General features: G+C 40.9%; 14 protein-coding genes. 6 read left to right on the top strand and 8 right to left on the bottom strand.

What is annotated here, in order from left to right:
* Positions 1-70 precede the first annotated feature (70 nt).
* Entirely contained in the window at positions 71-3,916 is a 3,846-nt protein-coding gene (locus ACL8WY_RS16310) for a S8 family serine peptidase (protein WP_436515821.1), read from the bottom strand.
* A 302-nt stretch (positions 3,917-4,218) separates the two neighbouring features.
* On the opposite strand from ACL8WY_RS16310, the gene ACL8WY_RS16305 reads away from it, so the two are divergent.
* Positions 4,219-4,641: a hypothetical protein gene (locus ACL8WY_RS16305; protein ID WP_436515820.1), complete on the top strand. Its 423-nt coding sequence runs from the start codon at positions 4,219-4,221 to the stop codon at positions 4,639-4,641.
* 61 nt (positions 4,642-4,702) lie between these two features.
* Here ACL8WY_RS16305 and ACL8WY_RS16300 read toward each other — a convergent pair whose 3' ends face one another.
* Together ACL8WY_RS16300 and ACL8WY_RS16295 are read right to left on the bottom strand one after the other, a co-directional pair.
* Positions 4,703-4,945 carry a CDGSH iron-sulfur domain-containing protein gene (locus ACL8WY_RS16300; RefSeq protein WP_436515819.1) on the bottom strand — a complete coding sequence of 81 codons (243 nt, stop codon included), beginning with the start codon at positions 4,943-4,945 and terminating at the stop codon, positions 4,703-4,705.
* A 68-nt stretch (positions 4,946-5,013) separates the two neighbouring features.
* Positions 5,014-5,373: a hypothetical protein gene (locus ACL8WY_RS16295; protein ID WP_436515818.1), complete on the bottom strand. Its 360-nt coding sequence runs from the start codon at positions 5,371-5,373 to the stop codon at positions 5,014-5,016.
* 176 nt (positions 5,374-5,549) lie between these two features.
* On the opposite strand from ACL8WY_RS16295, the gene ACL8WY_RS16290 reads away from it, so the two are divergent.
* Positions 5,550-5,888 carry a single-stranded DNA-binding protein gene (locus ACL8WY_RS16290; protein ID WP_436515817.1) on the top strand — a complete coding sequence of 113 codons (339 nt, stop codon included), beginning with the start codon at positions 5,550-5,552 and terminating at the stop codon, positions 5,886-5,888.
* Between the two features lie 59 nt (positions 5,889-5,947).
* Here the strand turns inward: ACL8WY_RS16290 and ACL8WY_RS16285 are convergent, their stop codons facing one another.
* From ACL8WY_RS16285 to ACL8WY_RS16270, 4 genes are all read right to left on the bottom strand, one after another.
* Entirely contained in the window at positions 5,948-7,078 is a 1,131-nt protein-coding gene (locus tag ACL8WY_RS16285; RefSeq protein WP_436515816.1) for a hypothetical protein, read from the bottom strand.
* Positions 7,079-7,111: 33 nt separating this feature from the next.
* Positions 7,112-7,915: an anti-sigma factor family protein gene (locus tag ACL8WY_RS16280; RefSeq protein ID WP_436515815.1), complete on the bottom strand. Its 804-nt coding sequence runs from the start codon at positions 7,913-7,915 to the stop codon at positions 7,112-7,114.
* Entirely contained in the window at positions 7,905-8,510 is a 606-nt protein-coding gene (locus tag ACL8WY_RS16275) for an RNA polymerase sigma factor (protein ID WP_436515814.1), read from the bottom strand. Before ACL8WY_RS16275 ends, ACL8WY_RS16280 begins: the two co-directional genes overlap by 11 nt.
* A 175-nt stretch (positions 8,511-8,685) precedes the next feature.
* Positions 8,686-11,460, bottom strand: coding sequence for a S8 family peptidase (locus tag ACL8WY_RS16270; protein WP_436515813.1), 2,775 nt, complete (start codon positions 11,458-11,460; stop codon positions 8,686-8,688).
* Between the two features lie 248 nt (positions 11,461-11,708).
* On the opposite strand from ACL8WY_RS16270, the gene ACL8WY_RS16265 reads away from it, so the two are divergent.
* Positions 11,709-12,545, top strand: coding sequence for a M57 family metalloprotease (locus ACL8WY_RS16265; protein WP_436515812.1), 837 nt, complete (start codon positions 11,709-11,711; stop codon positions 12,543-12,545).
* A 45-nt stretch (positions 12,546-12,590) separates the two neighbouring features.
* Here the strand turns inward: ACL8WY_RS16265 and ACL8WY_RS16260 are convergent, their stop codons facing one another.
* A complete protein-coding gene (locus tag ACL8WY_RS16260) occupies positions 12,591-13,040 on the bottom strand; it encodes a hypothetical protein (RefSeq protein ID WP_436515811.1) in 450 nt (149 codons plus the stop codon).
* Between the two features lie 102 nt (positions 13,041-13,142).
* Here ACL8WY_RS16260 and ACL8WY_RS16255 point away from each other — a divergent pair, with 102 nt between their 5' ends.
* Genes ACL8WY_RS16255 through ACL8WY_RS16245 form a run of 3 tightly spaced genes read left to right on the top strand, consistent with a single transcriptional unit; the run spans position 13,143 to position 17,200 of the window.
* Complete coding sequence (locus tag ACL8WY_RS16255; protein WP_436515810.1) at positions 13,143-13,658, top strand: RNA polymerase sigma factor; 516 nt, start codon at positions 13,143-13,145, stop codon at positions 13,656-13,658.
* Between the two features lie 3 nt (positions 13,659-13,661).
* A complete protein-coding gene (locus ACL8WY_RS16250; RefSeq protein ID WP_436515809.1) occupies positions 13,662-14,540 on the top strand; it encodes a FecR family protein in 879 nt (292 codons plus the stop codon).
* Between the two features lie 5 nt (positions 14,541-14,545).
* A complete protein-coding gene (locus tag ACL8WY_RS16245; protein WP_436515808.1) occupies positions 14,546-17,200 on the top strand; it encodes a TonB-dependent receptor in 2,655 nt (884 codons plus the stop codon).
* The last annotated feature ends 84 nt before the right edge of the window (positions 17,201-17,284 follow it).

Here is a 17,284-nt window from a genome sequence, read left to right as displayed (position 1 = left end):
CCAATCTGCATGTAAATTAAAAAGCCCCATCCGCAATGCAGACAGGGCTTTCGATTAGGTTAAGTTAAGGTTACTCTTTAATAAATTTCTTCGTGATAGACTTACCACCTTCATCTACAAGGTTGATCATGTACATGCCGGCATTCAAGCTGCTTACATCTACTCTACCGCCAACCAACTGACCTCTTTCTACAATCTGACCATTCAGGTTCGTGATCGCGTAAGAAGCCTCGTTTCTGTTTGAAGTAACTGTCAATCTATCTGCTACTCTGAAGTTTGGATACATGCTTACACTTACACCCGTTCCAACTGTAGAGGCAGACTGAGTGGCGTAAGAAGAGGTAGCTCCACCTACACAGAAGTTTGTGGTTTCGCTTGATCCAAATGCTCCGCCGGAGGCAAGTGTAGTGCCACCATCTGTAAGGCTATAAGAACCGTTACCATATGAGCAGCAGATACCGTCACCGTAAGCATCGTTGATTACAAAATCGTAGCATCCAGGCGCAAGCGAGATCACCTGATTGATGGTAGATCCATCAGGTTGTGAGCCGTAGGTTCCACCAGAAGCAAGAACAGTAGCTCCATCTCTGATTTCCCAGCTTGTTTCTTCCGGATAGTTATCCAACGTGATAGACAATGTCACATCTACATCTCCACCGGTAGTGCCGGCGCTTACAGATAAATCATCGATTGCGATATCACTTGACCAACCGTTTCCGGTGGTTCCTACCATTCTTAACTTGACTGTGCTGCCCAAGTAGGAAGCAAGATCAACATTCACTGTTTCCCAAGAGTTGCCCTGATTGCCGGAAAGCGTCCAAAGGTTTGACCAGCTTGTGCCATCAGTAGATGCCTGAGCGGTCAATGATCCTACATTGCTTCCATACATGTGATACTGGAATGAGAAAGTAGCACTGCTCTCTCCGGAAAGATCAAAGCAATCACTTTCAAGAATAGCTGTTGCATTGCTTCCAATTTGTCCGGGACTGCTATTCGTTGATGCCTCAAGGAACATGTAGAATGATCCTTCTGCAGCAGATCCTGGTCCTGTGTTTGATGAAGGAGTTCCGCCTGAATCTCGCACCCAGTTTCCATCATCTCCGGCTACCTGAGTCCATCCGTCATTGGCTTCAAAACCTTCAGCATATGGAAGTGACTCAGTAGAAGAGCACGTTATTCCATCGCTTTGAGTTGTCACATTCAAGGCCGCACTTGGTGCAGATTCATTACCTGCGGCATCTTTAGCTACTACAGTGAAAGAATAAGATGTACCGGCTGTCAGCCCAGTCACATTTGCGCTTGTGCCTGCAACAGTTCCCAGGTTAGAAGCTCCTTGGTATACATCGTATCCAGTGACTCCAACATTGTCGCTTGATGCATCCCAGTTTAGGGTTAAAGTTGTTTGAGTTACACTAGAAGCCGAAAGGTTAGTTGGCGCAGTTGGTGCCTCAGTGTCAGCGCCACCACTTGTGGTTACTGAAAGATCATCTACTGCGATATCACTAGACCATCCGTTTCCGGTAGTTCCAACAATTCTAATTTTTACGTCACCACCAACATAAGAAGCAAGATCAACATCTATTGCATTCCATTGGTTGCCCTGGTTTCCGGAAAGTGAGTAAAGGTCTGTCCATACTGCACCATCATTAGACGCCTGAATGACGATAGATCCTACATTAGATCCATACATGTGGTGCTGGAAGGAGAATGTTGCTCCCGTAGCTCCGGACAGGTCAAAGCAATCACTTTCAAGAATTGCCGTCGCATTGTTTCCAATTTGTCCGGGACTGCTATTCGTTGATGCTTCGAGGAACATATAGAAAGATCCTTCGATAGCTGAGCCTGGTCCTGTGTTTGATGAAGGGGTTCCGCCTGAATCCCTAACCCAGTTTCCATCATCTCCACCTAGCTGATTCCATCCATCATTAGACTCAAATCCTTCAGAGTATGGGAATGAGCTGATAGTTGTAGTACAAGAAAGACTAACAGTTCCAGTCGTGAAGTTTGTAGAAGAGCTGTACGATGAAGTAGAGCTATCAGGACATTTGCTTCTCACTTGTGCTTCATAAGCAGTGCCGCTGGCTAGACCAGTCAGGTTAGTGCTTGTTCCACTTACAGCAATGGTAGTCCATGATCCGCCGGTAGGTCTGTATCGCACATCGTAAGTGGCATTTGCCACTGCACCCCAGCTAAGTGTAGCTGTAGATGTTCCAACACTTGAAGAACCAAGACCTGTTGGAGTAGTCGCGTTACATACAGGAGGAGTTCCTGTAACACCAGTCACGACTAGCGAGAAGTTTTGGCTTCCGCTTGAAAGTGACCCTTTGTGCGTTACTGTAATTGTATAAGCCCCTGAAGCTCCTGAGATGTCTACTCTTTCGAATGGATCCACATCATTGTCTCCTGTTCCGTTCGAGTTGATTCCTGTAAGTCTGTAAGGGCTGTAAGTTGTTCCACCCTGAGTTACTCGGATGTCAAGGTCGTTTACCAGTACAGGAGTTGTCACATTAGCTGTACCCGTATTGGCCGTACCTGCTGGGTCTGTCCAGGAGATTGAAGCTAAAAGTGGGCTGCTTCCATCAGAATCCACATTTAATGTGTAAGACCCACCATTTGATAAAGAAATTTCATCAATGATCGCTCCATTTCCATCGTCACTGATAGCTTCAGCGGCAACCTTTGCATTTAGCAGTCCCCAGCCATAAACCACATCCGGTCCGGAGATACCTGCATCGTCTGCAGTGTGAAGTGCCAGACCTTTGAGTGTCGCAGCTCTCATGAAGCTACCATTTACATTATTGTAGTGTTGCTGTAAAAGCAACAGCGTACCAGTCACATTGGGAGAAGCCATGGAAGTTCCACTTATTGAATTATAGGCGTTATCAGAATTGTCATATGTTGAATAAACGCCTGTGCCATTTCCGGTGATGTCTGGCTTAATTCTGTAATCATCAGTTGGTCCTTCACTACTGCCACTATTAATGGTTACGGAGTTAAGAGTACCATCATTGTTTACATTGGCATCTTGTCCATTTGCAACAACCATGTTGTTTTTGGAGGTAGAGTGGCCAGTTAGTTTGTCATAGCTTGATTGTCCAGCTAAAGGATTACCATTCGATGAGTTATCGTTACCGTCATTACCTGCCGCTACCACCATCAGGTAGAATGGTGAGTTATACATCAGGTTATCCCAGTCTCTAGATTCATCAATATAAGCACCGAAATACCAATCTGGTACCAAGTCGGCTCTAAATCCATACGAGTGATTGGAAAGTAGCATACCAGCAGATGCCTCGGCAGTAGCTTCAGATAAGTCACTATTCCAGTCATGAGTTAATGCGTCAGCTTGAGGAGCCATTCCTTTTGCTGCAGCCTGAACTCCGGATGCAACGATTGTTCCGGTTACGTGCTGAGCATGAAAGCTATTCCCATTCAAGCCGGTCACACCATCATTGATGGAAACACGATTACTACCACCGGGACCATCAAATTCCTGGTGAGTAACTCTGGTTGGACCTCCATCCCACACATGAGCTGTCATATTTTGCCCGTCCAGGCTAAGGCCTAAGGATCCACCAATATTCAGATGGTTGGCTCTTGTGGAGCGTGCTGCATCCTCATTATAGATAGTGTAATAAATCGGCTGACCATCAGGAGAAACTGATATCAGTTCGTCAAATGTTCCATCGGTATTGGCCTTCAGAACTTCCCAGCCGCGTAGTGCTGCCATGTTGACGGCCTCAGCTTTTTTGCTGTTTTGCTTTTGAGCAAAGTCTTGCTGGAGTTGGGTTAATTTGGATTTGTTGTAGGTGTCGCTGATCTCTTGTCTCTGCTGTAAAGTCTGAGCAAAAGTTGTAGTTGTGGACAATGCAAAGGCTAACGACAAAGCCTTTACAAGTCGCTTGTTTCTTCTCATAATAATACGATTAGGTTAAGAATAATCCGACGAATATAAAGGTATTTTTCAGGGACTTCCAATAACCTTCGCTTTAAAAATCTATAATTGGAATTAAATTCTTTATAAAAGAAATATAGAAGAATATTATTTTGTTTAAATTAAAATTATAACATTCTCAATTGAGAATTTGTACTAAAATGAGAACAAAGTGGATTATCAAATGATAACAATTGTTTCAAATGATCGATGAATTACCAAATATTATAGATGAAATTCAATAAATTAGGAAATATTAGTGGATTAAACCGGAGCAAAACCCAATGTATTTCAAAATCATAAAGTCCTCATTTTTAATCATTTTGCTACTCTCATCTTGTGTAGCACAGCAAGCAAATGAGGCTGTTGGAATTCTTCGTGGAACGATTGGGATTTATGAAGGGAACTGTATGCCCGGTCCGGGTGTGGAGCCTTGTAAACCCCGACCTATTTCGGCCACCATTCTTATTACCTCGGTTTCCGAAGAGTACAATGAAGACCTACTGATTAAGAAACTTAATTCGAATCAAGATGGCGAATATGAAGTTCAGCTGACTGTTGGTGAATACAGTTTGTTTCTTATGGATGGAACAGATGTTGTTTGCACATTAATCCAGTGTCCGGACAAATGTATTTGTCATCCATTCAGGATTGCCCAAGACTCAGCGACCGTGATAGATGCTAATTTGGATCATGCCACTTGGTAATAAAAAAGGCAGCCTCTCCAGAAGCTGCCCAATCCATTACTCTACTTTTTGAACGTTAGATTTAGTCCAGGTTTTTGTGCGTGCCATCACAAAACCCAGGGTTATCTGTATGCTTACACAAGCACATATATGCAGTCTTGGTCTCTTCGGCTTTAAATACTTTTGGTGAGAATTCTGTTCCCGCATGGGATCCATCACAAAAAGGTTGATTCGTGGATTGGCCGCAGGAACACCAGGCATAAGTTTTTCCTTCTTCTAACTCAATGGGAATAGGTTGCTTAGCAGCGATTGTTGGTTTAGGCATAGTAGTTAATTTGGTTATTCTATTAAAAGCAACAATCCTCCAAATTGTTAGATTTTATCTGGATAAATTCAATTTTCCTCTTTCCGTTCAACCAAAAGGATGAATCCCTCGTCAAGTACTAGATACCCTTGTTCATAGCAAAACCGATAAACATCTCCGGCTCTTGTTTGGTAGCTGCTGGTGAAAAAATTAAAATCAAAACCCTTCTTCAGAAGCTGATCCTTATGGATTTTCTTTTTACCCTCCGGATTTAGCTCGCAAAGAATTCTTCTGTTTTTTGCTAGCAGGTTATTCACATTTCTCATGAAGTTGTTTGAAGTCGCATTGATTCTATTATTGAATGCATTGCGACAAGCATCTGAACAGTACTTCTTATCTATTCGTCCGAAAACAGGCTTTTCACACTCTGGACATTTTTTATTTTCCATGATTCCAATCTATGCGCTCGCGTGAAAAAAATCCAATTACAAACGACTACAAATGGTGAACAAATGACTATAAACGCTTAAAAACCGAATGAAAAATACACGTGCAAAAATATTTGCATCCGTCAGTTGACAACTTCGCCTTATCAGGTGAATCATTAATAACTAAAACAAAGTTTATGAACAGACTCAAGAACAGCGTACAGCTCATCGGTAGATTAGGCAACGACCCGGAGGTGCGAACCTTTGATAGCGGGAAGAAAATGGCAAGTTTTTCATTGGCAACCAATGAGACTTACCGAAATAATGAAGGTGAAAAAGTAGAGGATACACAATGGCACAATGTAGTTGCCTGGGGTAAAAAAGTGGAGGTTATAGAAAACTATTTAAAGAAGGGGAGTGAAATTGCCATGGAAGGAAAACTTATAAATCGTTCGTATGATAAGGACGGTGAGAAGAAATACATCACTGAAATAAGTTTGAATGAGCTCCTCATGATCGGAAAAAAAGAAGGCTAAGTTTCAAAAAAAACCCATCAGAAAAATCTGATGGGTTACGTTTTTAACAAACGTCATGCTTAGCTATCCTTTCTTTTTACTGTAATTTGTTTCATTGCCTCAGCTTTTGAAATTGATCCTTTATCATAGCCTTGAAGAGTTTTTCCTTTGACACTTACTTCAATTGCTTTGGGCATTTCACATCCTTTGCATTCGGTCAATTTCACCTTCATCACCAAGGTTTCATCAGCTTTAAGACTCTTAATTGTCCGCCCATAATCGACCAGATTTTCCTTGAATGATCTTTCAAAATCAGGGTACATGGCGTTTACCTTATCGTTTCGCTCAGCCTGTGTCAATCCACTCTCACCTGTGGTTCGAATCGTATGAAGTCCGTCATCACTTGTTGAAGAGTACACCTTCATACTGAATGTCACGCCAAATCCTTCCAAACTTGTATATCCTAGTGTTCGTGAAGATGAATAATAGGTGGACGATAGATCAGGCTCGTAAAGGCGAGCAAAAATGGTCGAGAACAATTCTAAATCCTTAGCAATTTCTCCATTCTCCTCAGGGCTTTTGAAAGCTATCTTTTTGATTACTGCCTCTCTATCTAACTTTCCTTGCTTATAAGCAATTAAGTCGCTTTTGAGGATTTGAGCTGAAAAGGTATTTTGATTGCTTTTAGATCTATTTCCAGAATAAAAGATTCGATTATCTGCTCCTCTTGATTGCACCACAATTCTATCGGAAGGCTTCAACTGCCCAATCAAATCGGCATAGTCTACAAGAAAAACAGTCATCTGCTCCTTGAGCTGATCTTCGGCATCCTTTGCCAATTTTTCACGCTTCTGCTCAGCTTTTACCGCTTTGTCTGCTGCTACCTTCTCATCCTCTGAATCCTCATCATCTGAAGATGCTATTATGTAAGTTCCACTTCCACTACTGCTATAGCCGACAGTACCTTGAACACGCGTTGCGTAGATGTAGTTTACTTTCGGAATGCTGAATATCACTCCATAATCCGGCATGTAATTACTCTCTATGCTGTTCTGAAATCGAAGGCGGCTGTCTCCGCTTGCCAAAGTATTCAGGATGTTTTCTGCAACCTTGAGGTCACGATTCATTCGTTTTTCATCAATTGACTGGCCATAAGAAACATTTATGCTCAGTGCCAGAATAATGATTCCAACTATATTTTTTCTAGTCATTTTCATTGTTTAATCATTTATAGTCCTTTAATATCAATATTGGTTAGGGTTCTCTACAGTTGAACCCAGATTTGATAAAATCTGATCAGTCTTGAAACTGTTCAACTCCGTATTGTCTTCGAGATTATTAAATCTTGTTTGGAATACTTCCATATCGTTTTGTCTCTGTATATCCAGAAAGATTGCAAAGTCGGTAAGCACCTGATCAGTATACCTCTTCTGTGTGATTTCAGAGTCTTCGATTAGCTGCTTTAGGTAGTCCAAGTATTGTTGTCTTTCGCTCTCAAAATCTGACTGAGATTGTGGCTGATTACTCACACGCTTGACGAGCTGATTCTGTAACGATTGGTTATTATCTGCTACGTACTCCTTGATACCTGCCTCTGAATTAGCTAGTTTCTTATTGAGCTCACTGTTATTTTCAGTGATTGCTTCAGCAATCATAGATTGAACTTCTTCTTGGGAAAATCCTTCATTTTGATTTCCAAAAGCCATCTGAAAGCCTTGATCCCCAACCGATACATTGAATTTGGTGAGATATCCAATAAAGATTAAGAGTGCAATACTCGCTGCGATAGCCATAGATTTTCTCCAAAAGCTAACGGTTGGATGATCCGCTACAACCACTTGCGAAGATTGATTAAAAGTGAAAGTGGGGATGTCAACTTCCTTATCCTTGAGTTGGCCCATTATGGAAAGTGTCGATTTTAACTCTTCCAATTCCTTTCTAGCTTCTTCACTACCAGAAAGGTACTCTTCTACTTTCGCTTGCTCCTCAGTGGACAGCTCGCCATAAATGTATGACATCAGTGTCGCTTCTTCTGGTTTATATTTCATAGCTCAATGTTTCTTTTGTAATACTTCTTACCTCCAACTCCTGCTTCATAAGTTTCAACCCTCTATACAGCCAGGTTTTAACCGTATTCTCAGAAGTCTTCAATACTTCTGCGATTTCTCTAAACTTCATTCCTTCGTATTCTTTCATGATGATCACACTTCTTTGATCTTTCGGCAACTCTTGCAAGCAACCAAACAATATCTTCTCCAGCTCCTGCTGCCTGTAACTCATCTCCGGGTTAAAAAACACTCCCTCGGCCTCTCCTTCTTCTTTTATCATTGACTCTCCTTCATCGTTTTGGGTCATTGTAAAAGGGACCGTTTTTGATTTAGATATTTTTCTTCCCTCCTGGTGACAAAAGTTCGTTGCAATGCGATAAATCCACGGTTTAAAACTTCCAACATCCTTGAGTTTTTTAAGGTTTTTGAATACTGCGATGAAAGTCTTTTGCGTAATGTCTGCTGCAACATCATCATAGGAGCATTGCTTCAGAGCATAATTATATATGCGTTTGTACCAAAGATTTACCAATTGGTTGAATGACGATTCATCGCCTGTCATTGCTTTCTCAATCAGATCCTCTAAAGGCACCATAGCCGATCTTATTTGATTAGCATGCATAACGTCTGATTGATTTCCTTAAAACTCATTCTCATATTGTCAGGTTTATTCAAGGATGTTTCCAAACTCAAAAAAGTTTTGGTTCAGTCAAAAAAAATAGAAATTATTCTTAACTACCTGTCTTTCAAATAAGTAAGTTAAATGGATTCTAGCGAATCAAGATTCTACCGGTATAAATTTGACCATCGGCACGCAAGCGATAAAAGTAAATTCCGGGTCTGATCCCACCGGTTGGAATAAAATCTTGAGACCCTTCCACTTCTTGTTTATGAATAAGCGCTCCCCTATCATCAATGATTTCTAAAACAGGTGTAGTGTCTTCAAACTCTCGGGTAATAATTGAAAGTGATTCACCAGCTTGAATTGGATTGGGGAATATTCGTAATGGCTCTTCCGTAAGGTAAAAAGAGGTGCCTGCCGACAAGGTTAGTTCCTCTCCATTAACAAAATAAATCGTGGCTCGATGCTCATTATATCCCTGATTCGGGCTGTTATCCAAATAGGAATAGTTTTCATCAACCGCATCGGTTAGAACTGATATTTCTGAGAAGTCTGAAAAATTATTACGTTCTAGTACAATCCTATCAATTCCGGCTGTTGTGCCTAAAGATAGGTTGAGATAAATGCCTGTATCTAATGCCACTCTTTGGAAAAAAGAGAAAACATAACAATCAATTCCTTGCTGTGCATAATCAAATGTGGGTGTTGGCAAGAGTTCCTTTCCTTCGGGCAAATTGGGCTGAATGGAAAAAAGTCGACTGGAAAAGCTCGTCTTATTCGGAATAACCAAAAAAGTATCAACCGTTATGACATACTCCTCCAATGTTTCATCCCCTAAGTTGCGAATGGTATAATTACTTGCATTGGGCGCTGGATGCCACCTCAGCATCAACGAATCTCCACAATTGAATCCAACTTTTGCTGAAAGTGGCTCTGAGACGGTAAACCATTCTGTATCGAACATCTCACCGTTTATCTCCATCCGTGCACGGATTTGATCTCCAACAATTGGTGGATTGTTCCACCTCCAATATCCTTTTGATAAGTCAATGGCATCTTCCAATGCAATCCAATTGATGTCATCAAGGGAATAAGATAAAGTCGCTGGCCCGTTTTTGGTCGTAGACCATCTGAAATAAGAACCGGTCTCTCCATTGTAAGGCATGTTGTCGCTGCCTGTCGGGAAGTCCCATTCAAATGTATCATTCATATCATACTCCCAGACTACAAAAAAGTCCTGATTGCCGGTAACCGAAGCTCCTTCAATTTCCACGGTGTAGCTAGTTTCAGGATTTGAAACTGACACCTGCTCGACGTTATTTAACTCATCAACACCTCGGGTTGCAGGCTTGGCCAAGTCATCTGCATCCGGGTTGGCATTCAGGATCCAGGGCAATGTGGTACTCGAGCTACCCACTAATCTCAAATCCAGATTATTTACCAAAGCCTGGAAATCATTCAAATTGGCGGGTGGATCTGTCCAGCAAATCGATACTTTGAGGTTTAGCGCATTCGCCGGAATGGTCAGAACAAATGAATCTGTGACACCATCAGAAACTGAACCTGAATAGAACCGATCATTTCTAAGAGCCTCTAAACTTCTCCATGCATTTACATTTCCATAGCCTGTAACAAAATTCGGACCTTCCGAACCAACGTATTCCGCACTATTTATCAGCAATGCTTTTACAAGTGCCGAAGGCATGCCCACTGCATTTTCCTCTCTGTATTCTTGCTGCAATAGTGTGCTAACCCCGGAGACTAAGGCTGCGGAATTGGAACTTCCTACAACACTGTATGCTACAACTTCCGGTTTAATTCTGCCATCGTAGGCAGGACCTCTTGAAACAAAGGATGGTATATTTCCTATTGTGTCAACAGAACCTACAACCAGAGAATTTTTTGACATTTTGATATTTCCAGTGAGGTTAGCATATCCTGCAATCCCTTCATATATGCCATCGGATGCTATTTCGCTGCCTTCATTGCCGCTGGAAAAAACGTGAAGCAAATTCATATTATTGAAGGCGCTTTGGTCAAATGCTCTGGCCTCAATACCATATTCATTGGCGCGATTAATTCCATAGGAATGATTCTGCGTGTTGATACCAAGCTCCAAATAAGCCTCATCCTCATCAGGCATTGCATCAAAAAAATCAGAAGACACAATGGCCGCTTTGTCGGCAACTCCTTTACCAGTAATAAATGAATTGCCGGCCCCTGCGATAATAGTTGCCATTTCTGTCGCATGATTGTCCACGACTTCACTTTCCAGCCCAGAAGGCAAATACCTGCCAATCAGGTCAATATCATCCACGTTAAAGTTGTTTTCCTGGATAGAAACCGTCTCTGTAGAACCATTAAGCGATGGATATGAATGGTGAACTTTGTTTACCCTATTCGGATTTAGATTCATATCGATTACCCGACTTTCCACGGAAGGTCTAAAAACCTTATTGGTAATATGAATAACCTGTTGATTGCCAAGCAAAAATTTTTCCACCTGCTTATATGAGGCCTCAATCAAGTAAGTATTCAACGAAGCATACTTTCGGAGCACCTTAAATCTTGATAGTATCGATGGATCAAACGAGGAAGTGGTTGCGATGTAATAAAGTGATTGAGAAGCACTTTTTTGCAGATTGAGCTTCCATTGATTATTTACATTCCAGATACCTTCTCTTCTTCCTTTGATAGGTCCACTTACAATGTGATGATTTTGATCGATAGATCTTAAAATTTCACAGTCAGTACAAGCTGATTTAATTTCCTTTAGCGAACTTTCTAATAAGAAAATTTTTTCTTCTCCAAATAGTTCTTGTGCTATGGCACCCTCGGTATAACTCTTCCAACCATCTAATTCTTGTGCTATGCTCGTGATTGACCAAACAAACAGGAACACATTCAAAACTATTCCTCTCATAAGTTTGCCAAATTAGATAAAACAAGGTGAATCTTCGATGAAGAAATATTATTAGTCGACTAAACTCAAATATCCAATATTATAGGTCAAAAATTGGACTTTATAAAATAAAAATTGGACTTTAATCCCTTTTAACCATATTTTATTCTGATTATCAACTGATAATGTTGATAAAAAAATAGAATATTGTTTTTATTTCCGAATTCAGAATTATATTTTGGTGGTAAATGTTTAACCTAATATTTATTATGAGAAGATTAAATTATGCGCTATGGAGCGTGCTAGTAATGTTTCTAGCAGTCGGTTTTACCTCTTGTTCTACAGAGGATGGACCAGTAGCTGACGAGATTTCGGATGAAGTCTTAGCTCAGTTTGATGAACTTGGATTTGACGTGAGTGATATCCAAATGGTAAATCATCAAAACCCTATTACGGGCGAATCAAGTAAGCAATATCTGCTGGAGGGCGATATCATGATTCCGTCGTATCAAATGCAAGAAATGCTTGAAAGTACTTTCAAACTTGGACAACTTCAAGAGCAGTACAGAACAAGCAATCTAGTGAGCAACAACCAGACAATTTCTGTGATTGGGTACACAGGAGGATCTAACGCACTAGACAACACAATGAGAACTGCACTTCAGTGGGCTGTAAACAACTACAATGCACTGAATATAGGTCTGAATTTCACCCTCGCTTTTGGCACTAATTACCAAGCATATGATATGGTTGTGTATCGTGTAGGTGGTGGTGGTGGTGGATCTGCCGGATTCCCTTCTGGTGGTAACCCATATAAATTCATTCAAATTCAATCAGGTACTAGTAGCTATGGTACTAATACAACTGAGCACGTGATCACTCACGAAATGGGTCACTGCTTAGGCCTTCGTCATACTGACTATTTCAACCGTTCGCTTTCTTGCGGAAGCGGTGGAAATGAAGGTAGCGGAGGTGTAGGAGCAATCCACATTCCAGGAACTCCAACAGGTTTCGATGCTAACTCTGTAATGCTTGCTTGCTTTAGCGCAAACGAGGACGGAGAATTCGGACCTAACGATGTAACGGCCCTCAATTACTTGTATTAATACAAATAATTCGCCCTCATTAAAGCCGACTACCAGTCGGCTTTTTTATTTTATATCCTTTACGTTGAATGATTTTCCATTAAAGATGAAGGAATCTCCAATTTTCCTTCCCATCATCGCCTTCGAAAGTGGCGCTTCTCCGGAAATAGCAAAAACGATTTGCTTTTCAATTTTAAGCTGACCTGCCGCCGTACTGATAAAGAATGTCGCTCCATCTGTTTGCACTAGACAACCATAGGAAACCTTTGAATAATTCTTATCCGTATCAATTCTACTTAATGCTGCCACCTGGGTCATCATTATTTCCATCTGACTTCCCAATCTATTTCGCTCCTGCATCATCATCTCTCTGCTTGTTTCATATTTATCACCCATGCTACTTTTCGTTTCGGATGTTGCCGAGTCTTTCACTGCTTCCAACTCCGCCTTGATGTCTGCTATTTTTTGTTCAAATAGATCAAGAAAAGCTGCTCTAATCGTACTTTTGGAAATCATATTATCAAACTTAATTCTAAAAACAGTAGGGTAAAATTCATTTGTGCTGTACCAATAAAGGAATGATGTAGGCTCACGTGTATATTTGAACTGATAATTCAAATGAAAGTCACCAAATCATTCACAAAAAACGACCTGAAAAAGCTCTACGATGAATACTTCGAGAGCTTGAGAGGCTTTTTATATTATAAATGTAGTGATGTGGATGTTGCAAATGATTTGGTTCAGGAAACCTTCATAAAGGTTTGGAATAGACGTGATGATATACAGATGGAAACAGTAAAAAGTTTGTTATATACCGTAGCAAACAACTTACTTATGAACCACTTTAATCATGAAAAAGTGGTACGGGAACATCAGAAATCGGCGAATGTGGAGATATCATCCAACACTACCTCACCTCAGTTCCAAATGGAGGAGGCTGAGTTTGAAAAGAAATTGAATCAGGTCATTGAAAACCTTCCTGTCGATTGTAGGGAAGTGTTTTTAATGAATAGAATAGATAAGCTGAAATATGCTGAAATTGCAGAGCGACTTGGCCTGAGCGTCAAAGCAATAGAAAAGCGAATGAGCAAAACACTAAGTATCATACGTGAGCAGCTGGGGATGAAGATTTAGAAAATGGATGATTTAGATAAATATAAAGACCTACTAAATCACGAATCAAACAACGTGAATGATGAGCTTGGAGAGATCCTTAATAAAGCTTCTCAGTTGCGCGTGCCTCCGAGTAAAAGCAAAGAAGAAATATGGAGTAAAATTGAGGAGAATATTCAGGAGGAAAAGAAATCTACAATTCCTCTATGGACTTATATAAGTATTGCCGCCTCCCTTTTACTGATTGCAACATTCGTTTTCTTTAATTATCAAAATGAACCTACTCAAACGATCACGGCCAACACTGTGGTTGCAGAATCGAAGACAATAAGTCTGCCGGACGGATCACAGGTCATGCTAAATGCGAACTCCCGAATTTCCTACTCTGAAGATTGGAATAGAGAAGTGAGTCTTGAAGGTGAAGCATTTTTTGAAGTGATAGAAGGTGGTCGGTTTTTAGTGAATACTTCTATTGGTTCGGTTGAAGTGCTGGGTACCTCTTTCAACGTTTTCGCAAGAGACTCTACCTTCGAAGTAGCCTGCAAAACAGGAAAAGTAAAAGTTGCAATTCCTACTAAATCAGTAAGCGAACTGATAACGCCAGGGCAGTCAATCAGACTGGCTGAAGATACGGTAAAGCGAACTTCCGTGGATGCTGATCTGGTGGGAAGATGGCAAGCTGGTGTATTCTATTTCAGTGATCAAAAACTATCTAACGTGCTACAGGAAATGGAGCGGCAGTTTGGAGTCACCGTGACTTTGCCAGATACGACTGACTATATTTTCAATGGGTATTTTACAAATAAAGACATTGAAAGCGCATTGGAGATGGTATGTCTACCTTTAGGCTTGAGCTATGAGAAAACCACTCAAGATGCTTTTGCTATTAAGGAACCGGAATAATCTTCATGCGAATCCTCGTTACCTCCACGCTCCTACTTGCTTTTGCTCTGTGCTTTGCACAACAAAGCTTCAATCTATCAGTCAAAGATGAGTCTTTAACAAGTGTAGTCAAGTCGTTGTCCAGGAAATACAATTTAAAGTTTTCATTTAGTCCACGTGAACTTTCAAAGCATACCATTACCAGGGAAATTAAAGCAAGTTCACAGGCTCAACTGATCAGCGAAATCTTTGAAGACCTTCCATTTGACCTCAAACTCACCGATGGAATCTATTTGATCATTCCCAACAAAAACAAAGTACAGCCTAAAAGTGCACCGCTTATCGGTCAGGTATTCGATGAAAAAAGTGGTGAACCTCTGGCTTTTGCTCATATTCAGACTGATACGAAAGGTACGCTGAGCTCCCAAAATGGGAGATTTAATCTTCCCCCGACGAAGGACACTATTACATTGACCGTAAGCTATATCGGTTACGAGAAAGTTGAACTTCTGGTACCTCCAAATCAAGAAAACCTCACCATAAGACTTGATCAAAATCCTCAAGAATTACCCGAGGTAGTACTTACTGCAGAGGCTGATAACTTCAATCCGGATCCATCATTTTTTAGCTTAAACCCTCAGCAGTTTAGTTCACTTCCCATGCTAGGAGAAACCGATGTATTCAAGTCATTGCAACTGCTACCGGGAGTGAGAGCGACAGACGAGACTTCTTCCGGACTGGTAGTCAGAGGTGGACTACCCTCACAAAATCTTGTCTTGATGGATGGTTTCACACTTTACAATCTGGATCATTTCTTTGGAATTTTCAGCACGCTTAATCCAAATGCAATCAACAATGTAAGCATTTACAAGGGAGGTTTTGGACCGAGGTATGGAGGCCGGGTATCATCCGTAGTAGATGTTGCTGGAAAAAATGGAGGTGTCGATGGATTTGATGGAAGTGTAGGATTAAACATGCTCTCCTTCAATACCACGCTCAACATTCCTTTAGGTCGCAGAACATCCGCATTACTTGCCTTTCGGCAGTCGTTTACGGATATCATTAATTCTGATTTGTATGAAGAATTTCTCACCTCAAGCAGACAGAATTATCTAGAATCCATAAGTCCGGAACTCAACAGTATCGGCTTGTCTCCATCGCTGCGGTTTTACGATATCAACGCCAAGGTCCAGCATCGTTTTAGTAGCAATTCTGTATTTGATGTCAACTTTTATGTAAGTGAAGACAACTATGCTGCAAGCTATATAGAGGGAGATGATTTCGCTGAGTATTCGGTGCTCGATCAATCCGATTGGTCCAATGCCGGCATTAGTATGAATCTCAAGAGTCAATTCAGTCCAAAATGGTTTAACAACACAACCCTGAGTGCTTCTGAATATAAGGAAGAAGAAAACCTGTCAATCACGCAGACATTTTTTCAAGATGTGGCGTTTGCTGCTGATAGTATTTCAGCCAATGATGAGCTCACCTATTTTAATTATTCCGTAGGTAGCTCTGTGGGCGATGTGACCATAAAATCTCATAATGAAATTGATTTGGATGATCAAAATACCCTTTCAGGAGGTATAGAGTTAAACTCAATCACCACGAAATATCAAACAAAGCAGGGTTTTTTTGAAGAGCTCTCGACGGCTCAAGGATATAGCGACACCTTGGAGATTGAGGCCAGTATTTTCAGTCTTTACGGAAATTATCAATTCAGAAGAAACGACATCACGGCCAATCTCGGACTTAGATCTTCCTTTTATGAGCCAACCGATAAGTGGTATCTGGAACCAAGATTTGATTTGGGAATAAAAGTAACAGACCAGTTTGCATTGAAAGGGGCCGCTTCATTTCATCATCAGTACATCACACAAACTTCCTTATCTATTCTCCAAAACTCAGATCAGTTTTATTGGATCCTCGCGGATGATAAGATCATACCTGTTCAACAAAGTACTCATTTCATTTTTGGTGGGACGTATCGATGGGATAAATGGTCGCTCGATATGGAATACTATAACAAGCGTACAGAAGGCATCATAGAAAGTCAATTTCTGGTGCTGCCTCCGGAAATTATCGATGCACTTCGTATGCAGGAGTTAAATCTGGCAGGCGAAAATAATTCGGAAGGTCTGGATATCTTTTTGAAATACAGAAACAAGACCTTCACCTCCTGGATAAGCTACTCGCTTGGAAGATCCGAAAATTCCTTCTGGTATAGAAATCAAAACAATCCTTATCCTTCGGTTCAGGATCAACGCCATGAACTAAACTTCACTAACATTTTGAAGCTTGGGAAGTGGGAACTCTCTAGCGTGCTCTTGCTCGGCTCTGGACAATCCTATACGCCATCAAATCCAGCGTATAGCATTGTGAATGATTCAGTCTCATTTTATGATCTAACTCGAATCAACCAGTCTCGGCTCCCGGGTTATAAGCGATTAGATATATCCGCAAAATACAGTTTCAATATCGGCAAACTTGCGTGTGAATCAGGTGTCACATTTTTTAATGTCTTAAACCACAGAAATATCAAATCAAGGAAGTTTACCGTCCGCTATGTATTCGGTGAGCAAAGCGATATTGCAGGTGCTTCAGATCAGCTGGAAGTGGTTCCCCTTGACACTTATCTACTTGGATTTACTCCGAACTTTTTCTTCAATATTCGCTTCTAAGACCACATTTTTCAAATATTTCGACTTTTCGGTAGGGTAATTTTTGATCTGCATGTACCACTATCGAAACACAAAAAATCGAAA

The sequence above is a fragment of the Ekhidna algicida genome, assembly GCF_051379705.1.
Lineage (GTDB): Bacteria > Bacteroidota > Bacteroidia > Cytophagales > Cyclobacteriaceae > Ekhidna.
The sequence above is the reverse complement of the archived record's forward strand: the minus strand, read 5'-3'. Positions and strand labels throughout refer to the sequence as shown.